We start from the raw sequence: 21,642 nt of genomic DNA, 5'->3' as shown, positions 1-21,642 counted from the left end.
ATTAGTCGAAACCTAAACTAAATATTTTTCTATATTATAGTTTTAAAAAAGAAAAACAATGGAGGTTAAAGTATGTTTGATTATGGTCAATTACACAAGATACCAACTGTTATTATGAGAGGGGGGACAAGTAAGGGGCTCATACTAAGAAGATCAGACCTCCCTGCAGACGAAACATTAAGGGATGGGGTCATCTTAAGGATTTATGGCAGTCCTGACAACAGCCAAATTGATGGTTTGGGAGGAGGAACCTCAACAACTAGTAAATTAGCAATTGTCGGTCCATCCTCTCTTCCTGATGCGCATATTGATTATACTTTTGGCCAGGTGAGCCTAGATCGCCAAGTAGTTGACTATAATGTAACCTGCGGAAATTTTGTCACTGCAGTAGGTTTGTATGCCGTCGAAGAAGGATATGTTCCATTAACTGAACCCATTACTTCCGTAAAAATATACAACACAAATACAAAAAAAATTATTGTTGCAGAAATACCTGTAAAAAATGGGCAAATTCAATATGAGGGGGGATTTTCGATTGCCGGTGTTCCTGGTTCATCGTCCAGAATCATGCTTAACTTTTTAGATGCGGGCGGAACCTTTACAGGAAAAACACTCCCTACCAATAGCCCAACAGATATCATCAAGTTGGAGAATGGCCAGGAGTATGAGGTAAGTATTGTTGATTGTGTTAATACGCTTGTGTTTGTTCGGGCAGAAGATGTCGGGCAAACAGGAACAGAGCTTCCCAATGAAGTTAACGGGAATACTGTATTGCTTAATACCTTAGAGAAAATTCGTGTTAAAGCCGGGATTAAGATCGGCCTGATTAAAGAAGGCGAACATATCTCTCCTTCAACCCATGCATTGCCGAAAATTGCCATGGTTTCGAAGCCTAAAGAATATAAAACAGTCAATCAACAGCTCGTTAAACAAGAAGAGGTTGATATTCTTTCACGCTATATTACGATGGGATCTCTTCATAGCGCACATGCAGTAAGTGGGGCGATGGCTCTTGCAGCAGCTGCAAAAATTAATGGAACGATCCCTAATCAAATTGTTCTAAATACCCATACCGGTATTAGTGTAGGGCATCCTTCGGGAACTTTATATGCTGATGCATCCGTAGAAAAAATGGGAGAAGAATGGTTAGTGGCACAGGCTGGCAATGGCCGGACTGCAAGAAGGCTAATGGAAGGCTACGCCTACGTACCTACCTCCATTTTTGTTGGTAAGAAAGATGCCATGATGGCTTGATCAGTTTTCATATTAAGAAAAGGAGTATCCCTTCTTTTCTTTTTTTGACAAGTAAATTAGTAATCTCTTTTTCTCTTGTAATCGCTTAACCAATTAGTTAGCTAAAAGGTTAATTTGAAAGGAGTTTTAAAATATGGAGACTGATGTTTTAGTAGTCGGCGGCGGGAACGCTGCCCTAAGTGCTGCTCTGTCAGCTCGTGATCGAGGGGTAAAGGTGCTGATCATTGAACGGGCTCCTAAATTTTATCGCGGCGGAAATAGCCGACTCACCCGGGATTATAGGGTGATGAATACACGTGAGAACAAGTATATGACAGGCACTTATCCTGAGGAAGAATTTATGGAGGATTTAAGGCGTGTTGCAGGAGGGGAAATAAATGAATCAATTGCAAGATTAGTTGTTCGTAAATCCGAAGAACTCCCGGACTGGCTTAACAAGCAGGGGATTCAATGGCAGCCGGCACTGTCCGGAACCCTTCATTTAGGAAGAACGAATATTTTTCAACTTGGCGGCGGCAAGGCTGTGATAAATTCATACTATCAAACCGCCAAGGTAAAAGGGGTAGAAGTCTGGTACGATTCAATGCTTGAAGATATAGAAATGAATGGCACTGAGTTCAAGGCTGCTAAAGTTCGCAGGAATAACGGGATCGAGACGATCAAAGCGAAAGCTATTATATTTGCTTCGGGCGGTTTTGAAGCAAATATAGAATGGCACAAACGTTACTGGGGAGAGGCTGCTGAGAATTTTATCATTCGTGGTACCCCATATAATCAAGGTAATGTTCTTGAAATGCTTCTTAATAAAGGTGCAGCCCAGGTAGGAGAACCAGACGCGTTTCACGCCGTTGCGGTTGATGGTAGGGCACCAAAGTTTGACGGAGGAATTGTTACCCGTCTTGACAGTGTACCATTTGGGATTGTGGTAAATAAGAATGGTCAGCGGTTCTACGACGAGGGAGAAGATTTTTGGCCAAAACGATATGCTATTTGGGGTGGACTCATTGCCCGGCAGCCCAATCAAGTTGCATACTCGATTATTGACAGTAAGGCACTTGGAAAATTCATGCCTTCGGTATTCGAACCAATTTCTGCCGGATCAATCGAGGAATTGGCTGAAAAACTTGGTCTTAATCCTAAAGTAGTGGCTAAGACCGTTAATGACTTTAACAAGGCCGTTCGCCCAGGAACATTTAATCCAGCTGAGCTAGACAACTGTAAAACAGAAGGATTAACACCGGTAAAAAGCCATTGGGCGGTACGGATCGATAAGCCTCCATTTTATGCCTATCCACTGAAGACTGGGATTACATTTACCTACCTTGCGGTAGAAGTAAACGAACAGGCAAGGATCAAGTGGAAGGATAGACGCCTCTGTAACAATATGTTTGCAGCAGGAGAAATGGCAGCAGGTAATGTACTGCGCCGTGGGTATCTGGCTGGTTTTGGACTCACGATGGGCGCAGTTTTAGGGAGAATTGCAGGGGAGGAAGCAGCAAATGCAGTCAAAAGAGCTACTAGATGATGGAAAACGTCAAATGAAATTATGTAATGCCTGCCGTTATTGCGAAGGATACTGTGCTGTATGGCAATCGATAGAGTTGCGCCGGAATTTTACTGATAATGACATGACTTATTTGGCTAATTTGTGCCATGATTGCCGGGACTGCTATTATGCCTGTCCATTTACGACACCGCACGAGTTTGGCATTAACCCGCCAAAGTTGTTTGCTCAATTGCGCGAAGAAACATACCGAAAATATGCAAGCCCAAGAGTATTTGCCAAAGCACTCGGAGAAAAGCGCAGCGGCTTTTGGATCACATTTTTCTTTGGAATCATTTTAATGGTCGCATTAATTATAGGAACCAACGGAACTTCAGGACTTTTGAAGACGCATCTAGGAACAGGTGCATTCTATGAGTCTCTTTCTGAAGTTATAATGATTGTTGTTTTCTTGGTATTAGGAATTTGGATGGTTGGTGGCTGGATTATAGGAATGAGCAGATTCTGGCAAGATATTAAGTCACCAAAATCAGAGAAAGTTATTGGAAAAGATTTTGTTACTGGTACAAAATATGCGTTAAGCCTTCGCTATCTTGGTGGAGAAGGATCAGGCTGTACGTATCCAACTGACGAACCTTCGACTACTCGCCGTAAGCTTCACCATTTTGTATCTTATGGATTTATGCTAGATTTAGCTTCAACAGCATTAGGCGCATTTTATGCACACGTTTTACACATTCCGGCTCCCTATCCTCTGTACCATCCAGTAGTAATTCTAGGGATCCTGGGTGGACTAGGAATCATTATTGGGGTTGTTGGACTATTGGCTCTTAAAGCCAAAAGTGACTCTGAAGTCCATGATAAAGGTGCTCAACAGTCAGGAACTTCTTTTGCAGTTGTATTATTGACTGTTGCGGTAACTGGGATGATCTTGTTACTGGCTCGTGATACTGCTGCAATGGGAATTTTATTGGCAATCCATTTAGGAAGTGTTGCAGCTCTATTCTTTACAGCTCCATATACTAAATTTGCTCATTTCGTTTATCGTTATTTGGCACTTATTCGTTATGCACAAGAAGAAAGAATAGCAGCGGGTGCAGCACAAGAAGTAAAAACACAAAAACAACCTATTAAGCCTGGTGCAACAGTTATAAGTAAGCATTAATTAAAGGTTATATCTTTCAACGCAAGACGTACCACAACTATAAAAATAAACAAGTTATGTTTAAAATATAAAAATGAGAGGTTTCGCGTAATAAATAGCGAAGCCTTTTTGTGCACTAAGCAAATCGCTACATCAAAACAAATGACCAGACGGAAAATAATCAACAACTTCAAATTAAAACTGTTATAATCGAATACACCTGACGACCTTGAGAGGGTTGTATCACTTGGATCAATAAGCTCATTGTCCCTTTGGATGACAAATGGAAGAAGAGGAGGTATGTTTAAACCTCCTCAATTACTTGTTTAAACCCATTAATAAAATAAGAAAACTGATCACACTTTTGGTCACAACTTGGTCACAGATTAGATGTTTTTATAATTAATTAGATAAAATTAAATGATATATGACTTGATAAAAAGTTCATTAAATCAAGACTTTACGGTATTATATAAAACTAAATGTAATCAAACATGATACCTTCCCTCTAACTTCAAAACTGCTTGAGACCACCGTGTGTGGTCTGGTGGGTTCGATTCCCACGCAGTCCCGCCAAAAGTATTGAAATGAAAAGGTTTTTTAGTATTTGGAATAATTTGGTTGGATGAAATGTTTTACACTAAGACTGTGTAGGGTAATATCAAACAAACTGTGGAGCCTCTTTTGCTATGTTGGGAACCCAATGAAGCGAAGGAGGCTTTTTTATGGCAGAACAAAGTAAAAGAAAAGGAAAAAGGACCGTCGGTAGCAGGTTATTCCTTGAAAATGAAAACAACAAAATGGAGCTCGGAAAAAGTCTTACTGATCTATTTAAGCATTTATGCGAGGCAAAGAGCTTGTGGTTTTACGACCGAGGACTTTAAAGGAACATAGGGTAACATTTAAGTATTTTTTAGCTTTTTTATAGTAAAAATATCCTAATATTCAATCAGCATGTGAGATTACAACAGATGTTATCGAAAAAACACACCAAAAGCGCTTAATACTTTAATAACAGAAAACAGTATATTTGAAGATACTGAAATATATTTTTCTTTCGATTTATGGAGGAGATTCGACCTCAGCTGAAGTCAGATTTAGAATAAAAGCATATGGCAAGGCATATATTGATAATGTACGTGTTTCGTCGCATACGTTCAGGCATCAATAATTTGTTATAAATTTAAAATTAATGGATTCAAGTTCTCTCAAAAGCCCTTTATAAAAAATAAGGGGCTTTTTAACTTGAATAAAACGGAAATAGAAAATAGAATTAGTTTCCGAAAAAATTAGAAGAGGAGGGGTTTTAAATGGATTGGGGAAGCCCCTACCATTATTAATTCGATGAAAAAAATGAGTGCCTGAGAAGTTTAAAAGCGGTAAGGCTGGAATGCTTTTATTAAGAATAATAATCGAACTGATCTAAAAGATTCGAACAAAAAATAAAAATTAGAACACTGTTAAACCTATTGATTCATGGTCCTCAATTGTTTTTTTCGGTCCTTTTTTTATAGTTTGGACTCGAATAGATTCTTCAAAAGCTTCTTTAAAATCATAAGATTGGTTCTAAGTTTTTTGATAATTTTAGTACCAGGATCACCAAGTTTATCTTGACGATTGGTCTAAATAAGATAACGGTTCTTTTTGAGAATCATGATATAACCCTCCTTAATAACCCTTTTTTATATTGGATCCAAAAATAGTTTTGGAGGTACTCATTTTAGAATGCTCGAACATAAGAATTTATGCATATTTTTCATTAAATTGATGTGTTATTTGCTTTGTTTGTAGAGAAGTCTAATAAAAAATTTCGAATCAATTTGTATCAGCTGAAAATCAATAAAACCGGTTTTATTGATTTTCCCCATTTTATAACAAATAAATATTAATAAAAATAGATATTTAAAAGGAATATAAAGATGAATTTACAATTATTCAACATTTTTTACGATTCTTTTACTCTAACAAAACGGAGTATTAATAAAACCGGTTTAATATTATAGGTGGAGGTAAGGTCAATGTCCTCAATTAATGAAGTTGCCAAACTGGCTGGTGTTTCCAAAAGCACCGTATCAAATGTATTCAGTCAAAAAAGACCAATCAGCAAGGAGGTGAGCGAACGAGTCCTGCAGGCTGCAAGAGAATTGAATTATAAACCAAATTATATGGCAAGAAGTTTAGCGGTAAAGCAAACGAGAATTATCGGTATTAACATGCCGGGAGAAAGGGCGAAATTCAGTCAATTTCATCTTTCTCTGTTAAACGGAGTATTAAGCGAATGTTATGAAAAGGGATATCGGCTGCTAGTCAATACGTTGTCTGCCGACTTTAAGGAAAAAGTTGAGTTTATTGCTTCTGATCCGGTGGATGGAGAGATAATTCTTGACCCAACGGAAGAGAATGACAAGAGAGTGGAAGACAGAATGAATCAAGGTATACCCTTTGTTATCGTAGGAAAACCCCCTAAGATTTTTGAAACCGCCATTTCTTACGTTGACAACGATAACTTTGCCATCGGTACACAAGTAACCAACTATTTATTATCTCTTGGACATGTAAGAATACTTTTTCTAAATGCTCCAGAATACAGAACGGTGAGCAAAGATCGTTATCAAGGATATAAATATGCTTTGACTTCTGCAGGATTGTCAAATGATTCATTGTTGGTATCGTTTTTGGATGAGAGGAAAACATCCGCGGAGTTTGGTTACGAGCGAACAAAAGCTGTATTAGAATCCGGTTCGAATGTAACAGCAATTATCGCTGATTCGAATAAGATGGCTTCAGGTGTATATCGCGCAGCGGAAGAGCTTGGATATCGCATACCTGAAGATTTATCCGTAATTTCGTTTAGTAATGAATCGTCGTACGCTAACATTTTAAACCCTCCATTAACATGTATTGATCTAAATGCAGAAATGCTTGGAAAAGAAGCGACTAAATTACTTCTAGAAAATCTGGAGGACAAAAACTCTATAGTAAAACGAATCATTATACCTTCTGAATTTGTAGAACGCGGTTCTTGTAGAAAAGCCAACGAGTAAATCAAATGACTTTAGGAGGCTACTATGGCTATTTCACTAAAAAAATCAAAGTTAACCAAAGCGATTATGGCATTATCCATTTCATCCGTACTTCTATCTGCTTGTTCCACGGAACAGAAACAAAGTGTAGCAGGAACGAAAGCAAAACCAAATAACGAGATCCGGATTTTAGCGGGCGTTGTTGGCGGAAAAAATGATGAAGAGCAAAAACTATTTGTACAAGAAATTGAAAAAAAGACGGGTTTAAAGGTTGATATGGTGAAACCTCCTGCAAACTATGATCAAAAACTGTTGACATCTATGTCTTCCGGCGACCAATATGATCTTGTCTATTTAAACACACCTGATATGGATGTACTAGTGAATCAAGGAGCCTTAACAAAACTGAACGATGATATTAAAAAATCAAAAGTTCTTTCTGATACTTCCATTATCTCGAACAGCGATTGGAAAGCCATTACCTATAAGGGTGGTTCCATTTACGGTGTATATAATAAAGCAGACCAAGGAACTATGCCAGTTCTTCGTAAAGACTGGTTGGACAAGCTAGGTTTGAAAGAGCCGAAAACATTGGATGAGTTTTACACAGTATTAAAAGCATTTAAAGAAAAAGACCCGGATGGTGACGGGAAAAATGATACATATGGCTTATCTCTTGCTGGTTTATTTGATATTCAGCCATTTATGAGTGCAGTCGGTGTTAAGGCCGAGTATGTAATAGATAAGAATGGAAAACGTACCATTCCTTATGCAACAGAAGCGGCCGTACCTGTATATGAATGGCTCGCAAAACTATATAAGGAAGGAATTCTAGACCCGAACTTTTTAACAAATGATACAACAAAAATGCGTAATTTATTTATGTCAAACCGTGTTGGAATGGACACAGATTGGGATGCTTGGGTGGGATTATATAATAATACGCTTAAGCAACGAGATCCTAATACCGCATTCCAGGCGGAAGGTATTCCAGGCGTCAACGGTCCAAACGGCATTATGCTGACTTTAGGTGACCCTAGCCTTTGGGCAATTCCTGCTAATGCAAAAAATAAAGAAGGTGCTATCAAGTTCCTTGAATTCTGGCATTCCCAGGCTGGTAATTTATTAAGCACTTTAGGTGTTGAAGGCTATGACTACACCGTAAAAAATGGAAAGTATGAACTAACTGAAGCAGGAAAGGCAGCAGGCATGGATCACGGTGTTATCTTCCCGAACAACAGCCACTTCAAGAATCCTATTGGCTTTTTGCCTGGTGTTGCAGAGGCGCATAAGGTGGTTACGGACAATAACGCTACAAATCAAATTGCTACAAAAGATTGGCCGAATGCTCAAAAAATTGTATATAATTACGCATTTAAAGCCATTATGGGTACAATGCCTGCAACAGAAGCGGTCAAACAAATGCATGATGAATTAAAAGCAGCTAACTTGATTGACCAATGATAACCAAAAGAGAGGGAGTGAATTCCATATTCCTGCCTCTCTTTTTTTACAAGATAGGCTCTAACCATATAAATGTCAGGGGTGTTCTTTTTGCAAGTTATTCGCAAGGCTGTGAACGATATTACCGTTAGGCAGAGCTATTCTTCGGTGTCCATTTTGCGAGTTATTCGCAAGCATTTTACTCTATACTTAATGATGCTTCCAATATTGTTATACTTCGCCATTTTTACCTTTTACCCGCTTATTCGAGGGTTTATGATTAGTCTTCAGGATTTTCGTTTAATTGGAGATCGTCCATTTGTTGGACTAGATAACTATATGACTGTTTTGAAAGATCCTTTGTTTTGGCAGGCTTTAAAAAATACTCTAATCATTGGGAGCGGAATACTAGCTATTGGTTTTATCGCACCTCTTATTGTAGCTATTTCACTTAATGAAGTTCTTCGTGCAACGTTTAAAAAGCTTACTCAAACAATCATCTATCTCCCTCATTTATTCTCATGGGTAGTTGTCGGAGGGATTTGGATATTTATGCTGTCTCCAGACGGTGGTCTTGTTAACGAATTATTGAAACTCGTGGGCCATAAACAAATTACTTTCTTAGCTAGTCCCGAATATGCAAGAAATATTATGGTTTTGTCGGCAGTCTGGAAGGATATGGGGTATAACTGTATCATCTATCTGGCAGCTATTGTAGCGATTAATCCTGCCTTATATGAAGCAGCCCGTGTCGATGGTGCGGGCCGTTGGGATGAGATTCGTCAAATTACCATTCCGCAATTGTTTCCAACGATGAAAGTTGTACTTTTACTTAACATGATGGGAATCCTTCGAATTTTTGATCAAATTTTTGTGATGGAGAACAATGCAATTGCCCGAAACGTTGATGTTTTGATGGTGTATACCTACGAACAAGGAATTTTAAATTTCAAGATGGGAATTGCGTCAGCAGCGTCTTTCTTAGTAATTATAGCAACACTACTATTAGTAATGATTTCTGCAAAGATCACTAAGTATGACATGGAGTGAGAAAATGAATAAAAAAAGAAGGGTATCACCAGGAGAAAAATTATTTCAGGTTTTTAATTATATGTTTTTAAGTGTTCTTGTTTTGACGATGATTATTCCACTTTGGAATACTTTTGTAGTTTCTATTTCTTCTAATCTATCATCGATGCACCCTGGTATAAAGCTATGGCCAAGTGAATTCAGTTTGATCGGCTACAAGACAATTTGGTCTAAACTGCACCTATGGCGTCCATTTTTAAACAATGTGATTGTGACGTTAGTCGGTACCTTTCTTCATGTGTTATTTGCTGCCATGGCAGGATATGTGCTCATTCAACGAGAGCTGCCAGGAAAGAAAATCATCGTTACTCTCATTATGATTACAATGGCTGTCCCGCAAGAAGCGATTATGATTCCTCTATATATCGTCAATAAAGAGCTTGGTTTACTCAACACACTGTCCGCTCTTATCATCTCTGGGCTTGTGTCCGGATTCAGTATTTTGCTTATGCGGAACTTCTTTTTGTCTGTTCCCTATGATATCGCGGAATCGGCAAGAATGGATGGAGCAAGTGATTTTACGATTTTTACGAAGCTATATTTGCCGTTAGCAAAGTCGGGATTAGCAACCGTTGTCCTTTTTGAGTTTGTTAGCCGCTGGAATCAATTTACGCCAGCCCTTCTATACATTAATGATACAAGCAAGTATACATTGCAGCTTGCTCTTCAATCATTGGTCGTTGGAAGCGATTCGTCTTCAAGCACCAATTTAATTACACCCAATGTCTCGATGGCGGGTATTATCATCGCTTTAATTCCGCTGCTTATCATTTATCCGTTTGTACAAAAATATTTTGTAAAAGGTGTTACTTTAGGTTCTACGAAAGACTAATCGTTAAACCATTGAAGGGAGTTATTTTATGAAAACATTAGTTCTAACCCGTATTATTGCTCGTGAAGAAGAATTACAATATATTGAAGTTCCTTTTCATATGCCGAAGAGTATCCAAAAAATTCTTGTAAACTATGAAGTAAAAAGTCTTGGACAAAGCCAATGTGTAGTAGACTTAGGCATAAAAGATTTTATTCGTGTTCGCGGTTGGAGCGGTGGAGCACGAAGAGAATTTTACATTGGTAAGAACCAAGCGACTCCAGGTTACGTTAGCGGGCCGTTGTTTGAAGGAGAGTGGTCCATTCTTCTTGGGGCTTATAAGATTCCGATAGAAGGCTGTCAAGTAATTATTACAGTTTCGCTGGAGAGTGAAAGTGAAGAGGCATGTTGGTTAAAAGGCGATTTGCATCTTCACAGTGTTCACAGTGATGGTTCTTATACAATAGAAGAAAACGCAAAAATTGCAAAGGAAAAAGGATTGGATTTTATCGCGTTAACAGACCACAATACAATCAGTCAGAACTATATGCATGAATCTTATGGTGATGTTTTGTTTATTCCGGGCATGGAGCTGACTACCTACAAGGGACATTGTAACCTTTATGGGGTCAAAGATCCGATAAAGGATTTTCGTGCAACAAATAGGGAGGAAATAAAAAATCGTCTGCAAGAGGCGAGAAACAATGGCTGCAAAATTTCGATTAATCATCCGTTCGATCAATATTGCCCGTGGGAGTGGGACTGGGATGTGGATTATGATTGGGTAGAAGTGTGGAACGGTCCTTGGACAGAAGGAAATGAACGGGCCATACACTGGTGGCAGGAACAGCTCGTGCAAGGGAGAAAATTAGTAGTTGTTGGCGGAAGCGACTGTCACAGACCACATCCATATGTCAAGCAAGGAATGCCTACGACATGGGTATATAGTCATTCAAAATCTGTGAGTAGTATCTTAGATGCAATCCATAAAGGTCATGTATATCTCACGTATGATCCTATGGGACCGCAAATGGAATTTACATGTGGGCTAGCTACTATAGGGGATACAATAAAGACACAGGAGAAAATGAAGCTGAAGGTAAATAAACTTCAAGAGGGGGATATTGTAAAGATCATCTCAAACAAAGGAATAGAACAAGAATTTAAAATGGCAAACGAGCAGGGACTGTATCAATCATGGCATAGTGAAGGCAAAACATTTTATAGAGTGGAGATATGGAGATATTTCCTAGAAGTAGAGGGCTATTTGATGGCAGCATTAAGTAACCCGATATATATTCAGCAAGGAGAGTAAAAGAATTGACATATTTACAAGTTAGGAACAAAGCAGGACATACTTCTTTACTCTCGAACTCTACAAGAACCTTTTTAATCATCCTTTGTTTAAACGGTATTGCCAACAGTTTATCTAATATTTTTGTAAACATCTTCTTATTTAAAGTTTCTCAAAACTTATATGAAGTTGCATTGTTTAACTTCGTATCTTATGTTGTTTGGATGCCGGCTTTTTTATTTGCGGGCATTTTAAGCAAAAAAATAGAGCGGAAGCTATGTATTATTATAGGCAGTGTATTACAGTTAGTATTTTATCTTTGTATCATCGGTTTAGGAAAAACGTCCGTTGATATGCTAATTCCGCTTGGACTGATTTTTGGAATTGGATCCGGGTTTTATTGGCTATCGGTTAATGTGCTGACAGTAGATTACACAAATGATAACAATAGAGATTGGTTTAATGCTTTAAATGGAATTTTTCATTCCATCTCTCAAATGATCGGACCATTGACAGCGGGTTGGATTGTTGTGATGTTTCCAGGGTTTATGGGATATAAAACAATCTTCGCTTTATCTTTTTTATTTTTTCTTGCATCTATGTTTTTCACCTTCTTTTTGCCAAACACAACAGAAAAAAGTTCTTTTGATTATAAATCTATGTTTGCTATGTATGGCCATAAAGAATGGAGATATATAGCGTATGTTTTCAGCAGCTTAGCATTCCGAGACGGAGTTTTGTCTTTTATTATTTGGATTTGGGTTTATATGGTTACGAAAAGCGAAGGGCAGCTTGGGAACTATGCTTTTATTACTACAGGTTTTTCTATTATTACTTTTTATCTAATCGGACGATTTGGAAGACAAGAACAAAAATGGAGTTTCATTGTCTGGGGAAGCGTTTTTCTGAGTTTATCTATTTTTATACTCGTTTACAAAGTGAATTATATTACTTTACTTGTTTACGGCTTAACCTCTGCTATCTGTATTCCATTGTTTCAGATTCCATTTAACACTTTGTCATTAAATTCAATTTCAAAATTTGATGAGAATGGTAAGTTGAGAATCGAGATGGTCGTATCAAGAGAACTAGCGTTAAGCGCGGGTCGCATTCCGAGTGTGGGATGTGTAATGCTGATCTATTTTCTAAGTAAAAATCCTGAAGCAGCGATCCCTTATTTTATGGCATTGATTATTTTAATAGGTTTAACTTCTATCTATTTTTTACGAGAGTATAAGCATACGTTATAAATAGGGGTTCTGGTGCAAATATGATTTAGCATAGAACGAACTCGCTTCTTTATAAAGCGATGATCTTGTTCGACTATGTTATTCAAGTACTTCTGTTATCTAAGTTGCATACCATTAGGTATGCTTTTCTCTTTTTTCAACTCTTCAATGGCTATAGGATAAGCCGGATTCTTATCGACTGTAATAACTTGAGGCTTAGAAACATGAAAAGACCGCAAAGCTTTCTTGAAGAAGCGCTTTGCAGCCTTTTTGTCTCTTGTTTTACTGAGATAAAAATCAATGGTCACTCAAATGAGTGGCTTTTTATTTTGCCTAAGAATGGTGATGTTATGAAAATTGCTGATCATTTATCCAAAAAGCAGAAACAGCAGCTGAATAATATTAAGGAAGCTAAGAAGAATCGGAAAAAGAAATCATCGAATGCGCCTAAAATTGAAAAGAGGAACGTTGAAAAACTTAGATTTAGAGATTATGAAGAGGTGATGGGAAAGCGAATGCCCACGTTTCACAGAAAACGCGGAGGAGAGTGTGAAAATAAATATTGATATATTAAAATCTTCTTTTAATACAAACAGAATAAATGGCAACAAGAAGAGCACTAACTGTACTTGAGATTAAGTCAATCATGGTATCTTTATTACCGCCTTCTTGCATGGTATGGGTAAAAGTCTGATCACCTACGAACTCATAGATTTCCCATAATACACTTACCATCACTGGAAGTGACAGAACAAAAAGAAAAATAACCCATCGCGAAATATTCTTTTGTATATTATTAGGGATGAAATGCTTATAAATTGCAATACTTACAAAAGCCATATACATCCCCTTGTACGCATGGAGTGACGTGTCCCACCAGGTGTAACGATAATAAAAATTTGCAATTGACCCCAAAATTGCAGAATAGACAAGGGTAAAATAATATCCGATAATGATCAGTAAATTAAAAGGATTCTTCTTGAAAAATAATAAAGACGCTGGAATTGGACTAACCATCATTCCTCCAAGCGCTACTTGCCAACTAGATGAATCACCCTTTATTAAGTAAAAGATGAAAAAACCTGTAAATAATAAAACAAAAACAATACTTAAAATTATAATTGTTTTCTTCTTCAATATAACCAACTCACACAAAATTCATATTTGTAAATTAGTATGAGTTAAATAAAAGTATTTATGTATTAGTTCATTTTAGAGGATCCTTCGAGGTGCTTTTTAATTTATAAAGAATGAATACCTCTCTATTTATATTGAATATGTTGAATCGGCTACACTTAACTGGACAAAAAAATTAAGGTCAAGTAGACTAACCGCCAAACCTGGGCATACTGCATATTAATCATAAGTGTTAAAAGGCGGTAATCGGAATGGTCGACTTGTTCAAGTTAAAAAATCATCAACAAATGGTTTTACCAGTTGGGGTTATTCTCATTTATTTGTCAATGGTGATTGCCTCTAATTGGGCCGAACATAGGGAAGAAGGCTTAATTATTACAGGCTATTATCTTCACATTCCTTTTCTTATGATTATTCCGTTGTTAATGCTGGTTATTGTCATCATTCGTAACTTTTTCAAAAATACAGTTTGTTATCCTTGGCGTTGCTGGATTAGTATGGGTTATTATTTGGGCGAAATTGTTTACGAATCGTCCTGAAGAACATCCGAAAGTTGGTAACGCATTCAACTTCCTGCCAAATTCCATCTATTGGACTATCATTGTTGATACAAAGCCTGGAAAGGCAGGCAGTTTCAGTGGTGTGACCCACTTCATTATCAATATAGCAACAATCGTAGCTCCTACATTAACAGGAGCACTAGTGACGAGCAGTGGTTATAGTGCGATGTTTATCGCCGCAGCTGTTGCAACCATTATAGGGATGATTGCTATGATTTTTGTAAAACCAGGTAAACAAAATCAAGGTTAATATTTTGAATGATAGACTCTGGGACGAGTGCGATGCCCATATTGGCTGTAACTAACCCAATAATACTGTTTATTTCTAATCCATCATAAGCAACATTAATATGAATATTGTTTTTTAAGAAAAGAGAGTCGATTAAATTCCTTAATTCAGTATCAGCATTGAAGTGAATAAATTTCTCTTTCGTAATATCTTCAAGTTTAATATTTTCCATTTGTGAGAACCGATGTTGGCTAGAAGCAATTAACCCTATTTTTTCTTTGAAAATAGGGTTGTAGACTAAATCGGAAAATGATTGGTACTGTGTGGCGAACCCTAAATCAGTCTCATTAGTTAATAAATCTTTAACGATTAATGGTGCTTTACTTTCATTTAATGTTAGTGTATGACCTGGATTGGAAAATTGAAATTCCTTGAGTAAAGACGGAATATAGTTTAATCCAAGGCTATGGACAAATGAAACGGAAATATTTCCAATATCAGGATGGATAAGTTGGGATAAATTTGCTTTTGAAATTTCTATTTGACTGACAATTTTTTTGCATCCTCTAAAAAAACCTTTCCATATCTATTTAACAAAATTTTTCTATTTTTTCGATCGAATAAAGGCACCCCTAACTCATTTTCTAGCGATGTGATGGAACGACTTTAAGCAGACTGAGCTAGGGTTAAAATTTCTGAAGCTTTTGTCATATGTTCTTGCTCTGCAGCAACGACAAAGTAGTACAATTGCGTGATGTCCATTCCATACCTCCTTGTTGCAGCTTTTTTGTATATCCCAAAAACATTTATAGGATTTAATGAGTCTTTCCTTAAATTGAGGGTTTTTTATTTTCTTTTTTGCTGAGTAGTTACCCATTTAGCCGCTTTAAATGCATTAATTCGTCCATATCTAAATAATGTGCCAAGTCCACTGATTGGGTCTGTATTTGACTCTATGATATACCTTATATTTACCTTTGTATTTGGAGTAATTGCCAAGATTAATCCAGCCAGTCCGCTGACAAATGCAGATGACTGGGATGTTCCGCTAAGAGCACCATAATTCCTTCTTCTCGTTGAATTGGAATGCATAGGAAGTGTGGACCAAATCGAAACCCCTGGGGCAGTAACGTCCACCCATGACTTCCCATAGTTGGAGAAACCTGCTCGTTGATCGTTTTGGTCGGTTGCAGCCACACTAATTACTTCACGAAAAGCCGATGGATAGTGCTTCCTAGTGGTATTGTAGTTTCCTGCTGATGCAACCAACACCACTCTTTTTTTCGAAGCATATTGTACAGCTCGGTGTATAGTCTCATTTGCTTTCGTCGTAGAAAGACTCATATTAATTACTTTTGCTCCGTTATTAGTGGCATAGATGATTCCTTTCGCAGTGTCATAAAAGGAACCTTGTCCATTATCACCCAACACTTTCACGTTCATTAATTCGACAGTATTAAAGGTACCCACGGCACCCCAATTTCCATTGGTCGCAATGGCATTAATGATTCCAGCAACATGAGTGCCATGTCCATTCAAGTCATCCACTGTAGGAGAATCCGAAAAGTTTTTATTCAGTACAATTTTCTTGGACAAGGCAGGATGGTTTATATCTATGCCCGAATCCAATACTGCTATAACAACGGAAGATTTGGTTTTGGATGGTACCTCCCGATTATGTGAAAGATTGGAATTGAGGACTTTAAGAGATATTTCACTCCATGCTTGGGGAGTCTGAATTTTAAATTGTCCCCATTGTAGAGGAAAAAGAGGGTCATTCGAGATATTTGGATCAGGGTTAAAGGTTGCTTTCGCTATCCTGTTGGGTTCTGCATATTCAACTTCATTCCAAGCTGAATAACGATCTAGACTCACTTCCATTTGATCGGGTTTAATAGAGACAACATGGACATTCAATTCTGGAATTTTGTCAATTAAAGTTGCCCCTATATGTTGATGGATTTGTAGACGTCGCTGATTAGACACATGGGAATGGAAGCAAACGAGGAGTTTATCAGGGGAAGAATCCATTATATTCAATTCACCTTACTTTCATTTAGTGGTTCTATAGAATATTCTATTCAGATGATAAAAGACAAGGTGAATGGTATCATATAGGAAAAAAATGTTAAAACCAAAAATCCTCGTAAATATACGAGGATACAAACCGTCGAAAAATTCGAAGAAAATCGAGTTTATCGACAGTCTTTTTTTGGGTTCTGGTGCAAAGACTGTATTAGTTTGAAAGAAGAGTGTAGTTTGCTAATGGAATCGGGTCTTATGCTGCAATTCCAAATACCGGAGGTGTTGTCTGAAGGAGATGCCCAATCACGGTAATCCATTTCTTCACCCTGTTTTTTCCATATTAAAATTTCTTATAAATAATTATAATTTTTTGGAATTTTATTTATTTCCATTAATACATTATCCTAATATATAAGGAATCTATAATTCAATTAATTAAGGATAAAAGTAATACGAAGAAACAAAATCATGGAGGTATTGGGAATGAGAATTCAGAAAAACTAACAAAAGCCTTGGGAAAATTTCATTGGTCCAAACAGAGTAGTATAATAAAAATCAAAATTTTCTGAATATAGAGAAATTTGGATTTTGCGTAGATGATTAAAAGCAATTCCTTCTAGAGTAGTTTGGGAGGGGGTACCAACAGTACGGTTTCATGAAGATCTATGATTTCTTAATAGTGGATCAAGAAACAAAGAACATGAGTTTGGTAGAAATGAATTCTCTTAACAAATCTGGCTCTCAAAAAAAAGCTAAAAATAGTGATTAGAAGTATCGATAAGAAAAGAGCCTTTAAGATAAATAGACTTATTTCGTGGAATATTATAAATAGATTTCATGGAAAAATTGCAAATAATCTTTTGAATTGGAGGAACTTTTTCATGTGGATTATTACTATCCATTCCAAGAAAAACATTAAAATGTTTGAGTTTGACACAGAAAAAGAAGCAAGAGCAATTTTTGAAACAATGCAAGGCTGTAAAATCCTTAGCCAAGTGATTTACTTTAATGATGATTATTTAGTTAATTAAACATAACTCATGTTATATGAGTTATGTTTAAGATTTTGGACGTTTACTTTGGATTTCCTTTTCCCTAAGCGTTTCAAGAGGATAAAGTTAAAATATCATAGTTTTATATATTTTGAAAAAATGAGAGATTTTTATCCCTTCTCTCAACTTTTCATATTACTTAAGAAAATTTTGCTCAATTAATCACATTATTTTTAATACACAAGTAAATTCTTTTGAATTGGCACATGAAATGCCCAATGAAAGGGACCATCCTACACTTCACTAAAAGAACTTAGGAAAAGCTGCTATATAGTTTTAACAACTACTGTGGTACCTGAAAGTCTATTTTCTAATAATAGCATCCACTCAACTAAATTTAGAAAAAATAGTTTCAGATCGCCTAAGAACCATTATGAAGACGATGGATGTTGGATTTGATAACTCACAAAGTTTCGTGCAATCTATTTAATTCTAGGAGAGATAAATGTATGACAAATTTACGTGTAGAAGCTTTAAAGTTGCATAAGGAAAAGAAAGGAAAACTTGGTGTTCACTCAAAGGTAGAATTACGCGATGCAAAAGATTTGAGCCTTGCTTATTCGCCTGGGGTAGCCGAGCCTTGCCTGGATATCCAGAAAGACGAACGCAAAGTGTATGATTACACGATAAAAGGGAATCTCGTCGCAGTAATTTCAGATGGATCTGCTGTATTAGGGCTTGGAAATATTGGTCCCAAAGCTGCAATGCCGGTTATGGAAGGAAAAGCGTTGTTATTTAAATCGTTTGCGAATGTTGATGCTTTCCCAATTTGTTTGGATACGACCGATCCAGATAAAATTGTCGAAGTCGTCAAACTATTGGCACCTACTTTTGGTGGAGTGAATTTAGAAGACATTTCAGCACCTAATTGCTTTGAAATTGAGACCCGCTTACGGAAAGAGTGTGATATTCCTGTTTTCCATGATGACCAGCATGGCACTGCTATTGTAACAGTTGCTGGCTTAATCAACGCACTGAAATTAGCCGACAAGAGAATTGATGAAATTCGTGTTGTGGTAAACGGCTCAGGGGCTGCAGGAGTAGCCATTGTCAAACTATTGATTCATATTGGTGTAAAAGATGTGATTTTATGTGATACTAAAGGAATCATCTATAATGGCCGCACAGTAGGAATGAATCCATTTAAAGAGGAAATGGCCCAGATTACTAATAAGGAGAAAAAGAAAGGTACATTAGGCGATGCGCTTGTTGGAGCGGATGTGTTTATTGGCGTATCAGCTGCAGGTGCCTTAACGAAAGAGATGGTTCGTTCTATGAATGTTAATCCGATTATTTTTGCGATGGCCAATCCGGTTCCTGAAATTTTACCGAAAGATGCAAAGGAAGCAGGGGCACTCGTAGTCGGGACAGGCAGATCCGACTTTCCTAATCAGGTCAATAACGTACTCGCATTTCCGGGTATTTTCCGTGGTGCTTTGGATGTGCAAGCGAAAGAAATTAACGAAGAAATGAAACTGGCATCTGTATACGCGATTGCTGGATTAATTGCAGAGGAAGATCTTCACGCCGATTATGTTATTCCAGATCCATTTGATCGTAGAATAGCGCCTCATGTAGCGGCAGCTGTTGCTCAAGCTGCAATGAATACTGGTGTTTCCCAAAAACCTTTTAACGCACAACAAATGAAAGAGTACTTATTTGCGTTGACAGGAGAAAATCAACCAGTTTTAGTTTGATTTTGGTTATTACTTTAATAGTCTTTATGATTCTTGACAATAAAAATAATCTGCAGATCCTTTAAAGGAGGATCTGCAAATATTGCCGGTAACAAAAGCGGTTAGCTCTGATTATACATTTTGTTTGGTCACATCCCTCGCTGTCCCGCCAACAAAACTCAGTCATATCAACGGTTTTTACTGATTTTTGACTATACTTTTCAAGCGGTTTGAACCGTTATTTGAAGGTGAAACGTCACCAATGTTTTTTCTGAAAATTACATAATACTAGTGCGACTGATTTTAGGTGTACTAGTGTGTCAACTCCACCAAATTCTGTATGAAGGGTGGATTTTTTTATGTAAACCGTAAGGAAAACTCAGCGAAAAGGTTCAATCTTCAACGCAAAAAAGGAACCGCGATTTGCGATTCCTAAGATTTTTATTTATTTGCTCCGTTAATGATACTAAGCGAATTGTTAAGTGCAGATTTGGACTTGCTGACATTAGGATTTGATGAACGAACTGCGGATAATACAACGTCAATCGTTCCATCAATTTTTGTCCATGTTGTGCCATCTATTTTTCTAAGTTTAGGTTCTGATGTATCCCATTGATGTTCCAAATCATCAGCACTTTTTTTCGCCGAAGTGAAGTTATTTGAGTTTACATGGTTTAGCATATCACTTTCAATCTTAACAAAATCTGTTAATTGTCCAACTAATGTAGCTTGTGAAGAATCGGTTTTCGATGCTAATTTATTTGCTCCGTTTAGGACACCAAGTGAATTGTTAAGTGCAGATTTGGACTTGCTGGCATCAGGATTTGATGAACGAACTGATGATAATACAACGTCAATCGTTCCATCGATTTTTGTCCATGTTGTGCCATCTATTTTTCTAAGTTTAGGCTCTGATGTATCCCATTGATGTTCCAAATCGTCAGCACTTTTTTTAGCCAGTGTAAAGTTATTTGAGTTTACATTATTTAGCATATCATTTTCAATTTTAATAAAATCAGTTAATTGCCCACCTAATGTAGCTTGTGAAGCAGTGGATTGCGATGCAATATTATTACTGCGCCAAATGTAACCGCCTATGCCAACAACTAAGAAAATACACAGCACCGCAACAGTTTGTGTCAAAACATTTTTCTTGTTTCCATTTGTCTGATTTGTTTCTGCTGTTTCACTTTTTCCCGTTATATCAATTTTTGTAACGGCAAGAAAAACGATTATCGCTAAAATAGCTATAAGAAAAATTACACTTGTAACGGTTGTCCCTAAACCTAATGCACCATTAACTTTTGGTTGAGATAGGTAATCTCCTAATGATGCTCCAAGTGGACGAGTAAGAATATACGCAACCCAAAACGCTAATATCCCATCAAGTTTCATTTTATATGCCAAAAATACACAAGCTATTATAATAATGACTGTTATTCCTGTTTTAAGATAACCAAAACCAAGTTGTTCGGAATATAAATCGCCGACTGCTGTTCCAAGTGCAAATGTGAAAAGAATAGTAAGCCAATAGAAAACTTCTCTTTTTCTTGTAAAAATCGAGTGTATCGAGAGTGTTTTTTCACTAAGATACCAAAAAAGAAAAGTTAATCCTAAAAGCACGGAGAAAACGACTGTACTAACCTCAAGAGGAACTCCAATTCCGTCTGTCAGATTGTCAGTTACCAATGTTCCAAATACGCTTATAAGAACAACTGTTACCCAGTAAATACCCGGAACGTATTTCGTTGCTCTGAATTGAAAAAACAATACGATGAAAAAAGCTATTCCCATAATGATGGTAGTGAGGGTTAAACCGAATCCAAGGTTGAAATTTAAGAAATCAGCAAATGTTTCACCGACAGTTGTACATAAAACTTTGATTATCCAGAAGAAAATAGTAACCTCGGGTACCTTGTTATGTAAAATTTTCAATTTATATTGGTTCGCTTGCATGCCAATATTTGTTTTTTCTGCTTTGGCTAAATTTTGCGTCAAAAAAAGCCCTCCTATTTTAAATAATTGCCTTTACACCAAAACAATTATAATGTTATGTTCTTAATTTTTTATTTTAAACCTATTAATAATTTGTTAAATTTTTGTTAAGGGCTATTAACCTTATTAGATTTAATAGTTATCGGAACAAGGCATGTTCCCCCAAACAAAAAATCC

20 protein-coding genes and 1 pseudogene are annotated in these 21,642 nt (G+C 37.0%); 15 read left to right on the top strand and 6 right to left on the bottom strand.

Going from position 1 to position 21,642, the window contains the following annotated elements; translation table 11 throughout:
- Positions 1-72: 72 nt before the first annotated feature.
- From J2S10_RS15045 to J2S10_RS15000, 10 genes are all read left to right on the top strand, one after another.
- Complete coding sequence (locus tag J2S10_RS15045; RefSeq protein ID WP_307409148.1) at positions 73-1,254, top strand: 2-methylaconitate cis-trans isomerase PrpF family protein; 1,182 nt, start codon at positions 73-75, stop codon at positions 1,252-1,254.
- Positions 1,255-1,387: 133 nt separating this feature from the next.
- Positions 1,388-2,779 carry an FAD-dependent tricarballylate dehydrogenase TcuA gene (gene tcuA / locus J2S10_RS15040; protein ID WP_307409146.1) on the top strand — a complete coding sequence of 464 codons (1,392 nt, stop codon included), beginning with the start codon at positions 1,388-1,390 and terminating at the stop codon, positions 2,777-2,779.
- Positions 2,754-3,923, top strand: a complete 1,170-nt coding sequence (gene tcuB, locus J2S10_RS15035) for a tricarballylate utilization 4Fe-4S protein TcuB (protein ID WP_307409144.1) — start codon at positions 2,754-2,756, stop codon at positions 3,921-3,923. The genes tcuA and tcuB overlap by 26 nt, the downstream gene beginning before the upstream one ends.
- A gap of 704 nt (positions 3,924-4,627) precedes the next feature.
- Complete coding sequence (locus tag J2S10_RS15030) at positions 4,628-4,786, top strand: hypothetical protein (protein ID WP_307409142.1); 159 nt, start codon at positions 4,628-4,630, stop codon at positions 4,784-4,786.
- Between the two features lie 1,134 nt (positions 4,787-5,920).
- On the top strand, positions 5,921-6,946 hold the full coding sequence (locus tag J2S10_RS15025) for a LacI family DNA-binding transcriptional regulator (RefSeq protein WP_307409140.1): 1,026 nt from the start codon (positions 5,921-5,923) through the stop codon (positions 6,944-6,946).
- 24 nt (positions 6,947-6,970) lie between these two features.
- On the top strand, positions 6,971-8,389 hold the full coding sequence (locus J2S10_RS15020) for an extracellular solute-binding protein (protein WP_307409137.1): 1,419 nt from the start codon (positions 6,971-6,973) through the stop codon (positions 8,387-8,389).
- A 90-nt stretch (positions 8,390-8,479) separates the two neighbouring features.
- Complete coding sequence (locus tag J2S10_RS15015; RefSeq protein ID WP_307409135.1) at positions 8,480-9,418, top strand: ABC transporter permease subunit; 939 nt, start codon at positions 8,480-8,482, stop codon at positions 9,416-9,418.
- 4 nt (positions 9,419-9,422) lie between these two features.
- Positions 9,423-10,289, top strand: a complete 867-nt coding sequence (locus J2S10_RS15010) for a carbohydrate ABC transporter permease (RefSeq protein WP_307409133.1) — start codon at positions 9,423-9,425, stop codon at positions 10,287-10,289.
- Between the two features lie 28 nt (positions 10,290-10,317).
- Positions 10,318-11,583, top strand: a complete 1,266-nt coding sequence (locus J2S10_RS15005; RefSeq protein WP_307409131.1) for a CehA/McbA family metallohydrolase — start codon at positions 10,318-10,320, stop codon at positions 11,581-11,583.
- 5 nt (positions 11,584-11,588) lie between these two features.
- Complete coding sequence (locus J2S10_RS15000) at positions 11,589-12,812, top strand: MFS transporter (RefSeq protein ID WP_307409129.1); 1,224 nt, start codon at positions 11,589-11,591, stop codon at positions 12,810-12,812.
- 5 nt (positions 12,813-12,817) lie between these two features.
- Here J2S10_RS15000 and J2S10_RS14995 read toward each other — a convergent pair.
- Positions 12,818-13,096 (bottom strand): annotated as a pseudogene (locus tag J2S10_RS14995) (DDE-type integrase/transposase/recombinase); the annotation flags it as partial.
- Between J2S10_RS14995 and J2S10_RS14990 the strand changes: the two are divergent.
- On the top strand, positions 13,016-13,357 hold the full coding sequence (locus J2S10_RS14990) for a hypothetical protein (protein ID WP_307409278.1): 342 nt from the start codon (positions 13,016-13,018) through the stop codon (positions 13,355-13,357). The pseudogene J2S10_RS14995 and the gene J2S10_RS14990 overlap by 81 nt on opposite strands.
- Positions 13,358-13,361: 4 nt before the next feature.
- On the opposite strand, the gene J2S10_RS14985 is transcribed toward J2S10_RS14990, so the two are convergent.
- Positions 13,362-13,928: a membrane-spanning protein gene (locus J2S10_RS14985; RefSeq protein ID WP_307409127.1), complete on the bottom strand. Its 567-nt coding sequence runs from the start codon at positions 13,926-13,928 to the stop codon at positions 13,362-13,364.
- Between the two features lie 251 nt (positions 13,929-14,179).
- Here J2S10_RS14985 and J2S10_RS14980 point away from each other — a divergent pair, with 251 nt between their 5' ends.
- Positions 14,180-14,467 (top strand): hypothetical protein, encoded by a 288-nt coding sequence (locus J2S10_RS14980; protein ID WP_307409124.1) that lies wholly within the window; start codon positions 14,180-14,182, stop codon positions 14,465-14,467.
- Complete coding sequence (locus tag J2S10_RS14975) at positions 14,448-14,738, top strand: MFS transporter (RefSeq protein ID WP_370876212.1); 291 nt, start codon at positions 14,448-14,450, stop codon at positions 14,736-14,738. Before J2S10_RS14980 ends, J2S10_RS14975 begins: the two co-directional genes overlap by 20 nt.
- Here J2S10_RS14975 and J2S10_RS27465 read toward each other — a convergent pair.
- The 3 genes from J2S10_RS27465 to J2S10_RS14970 form a co-directional block, all read right to left on the bottom strand.
- Positions 14,698-15,204, bottom strand: a complete 507-nt coding sequence (locus J2S10_RS27465) for a LysR substrate-binding domain-containing protein (protein WP_370876217.1) — start codon at positions 15,202-15,204, stop codon at positions 14,698-14,700. The two genes, J2S10_RS14975 and J2S10_RS27465, sit on opposite strands and share 41 nt — an antisense overlap.
- A gap of 50 nt (positions 15,205-15,254) precedes the next feature.
- Positions 15,255-15,374, bottom strand: a complete 120-nt coding sequence (locus J2S10_RS27460; RefSeq protein WP_370876216.1) for a hypothetical protein — start codon at positions 15,372-15,374, stop codon at positions 15,255-15,257.
- Positions 15,375-15,563: 189 nt separating this feature from the next.
- Complete coding sequence (locus J2S10_RS14970) at positions 15,564-16,748, bottom strand: S8 family serine peptidase (protein WP_307409122.1); 1,185 nt, start codon at positions 16,746-16,748, stop codon at positions 15,564-15,566.
- A gap of 875 nt (positions 16,749-17,623) precedes the next feature.
- Here J2S10_RS14970 and J2S10_RS14965 point away from each other — a divergent pair.
- Both J2S10_RS14965 and J2S10_RS14960 read left to right on the top strand, forming a co-directional pair.
- The gene (locus tag J2S10_RS14965) at positions 17,624-17,773 is read left to right on the top strand and encodes a hypothetical protein (RefSeq protein ID WP_307409120.1); all 150 of its coding nucleotides are present in this window, start codon (positions 17,624-17,626) and stop codon (positions 17,771-17,773) included.
- A 470-nt stretch (positions 17,774-18,243) separates the two neighbouring features.
- The gene (locus J2S10_RS14960) at positions 18,244-19,491 is read left to right on the top strand and encodes an NAD(P)-dependent malic enzyme (protein ID WP_307409118.1); all 1,248 of its coding nucleotides are present in this window, start codon (positions 18,244-18,246) and stop codon (positions 19,489-19,491) included.
- Positions 19,492-19,911: 420 nt separating this feature from the next.
- On the opposite strand, the gene J2S10_RS14955 is transcribed toward J2S10_RS14960, so the two are convergent.
- Positions 19,912-21,468, bottom strand: coding sequence for a COG4705 family protein (locus tag J2S10_RS14955; RefSeq protein WP_307409116.1), 1,557 nt, complete (start codon positions 21,466-21,468; stop codon positions 19,912-19,914).
- Positions 21,469-21,642: the final 174 nt, after the last annotated feature.

The sequence above is a fragment of the Neobacillus ginsengisoli genome (assembly GCF_030813055.1).
Note: the sequence above shows the minus strand (reverse complement) of the source record. Positions and strands in the feature narration are given on the sequence as shown.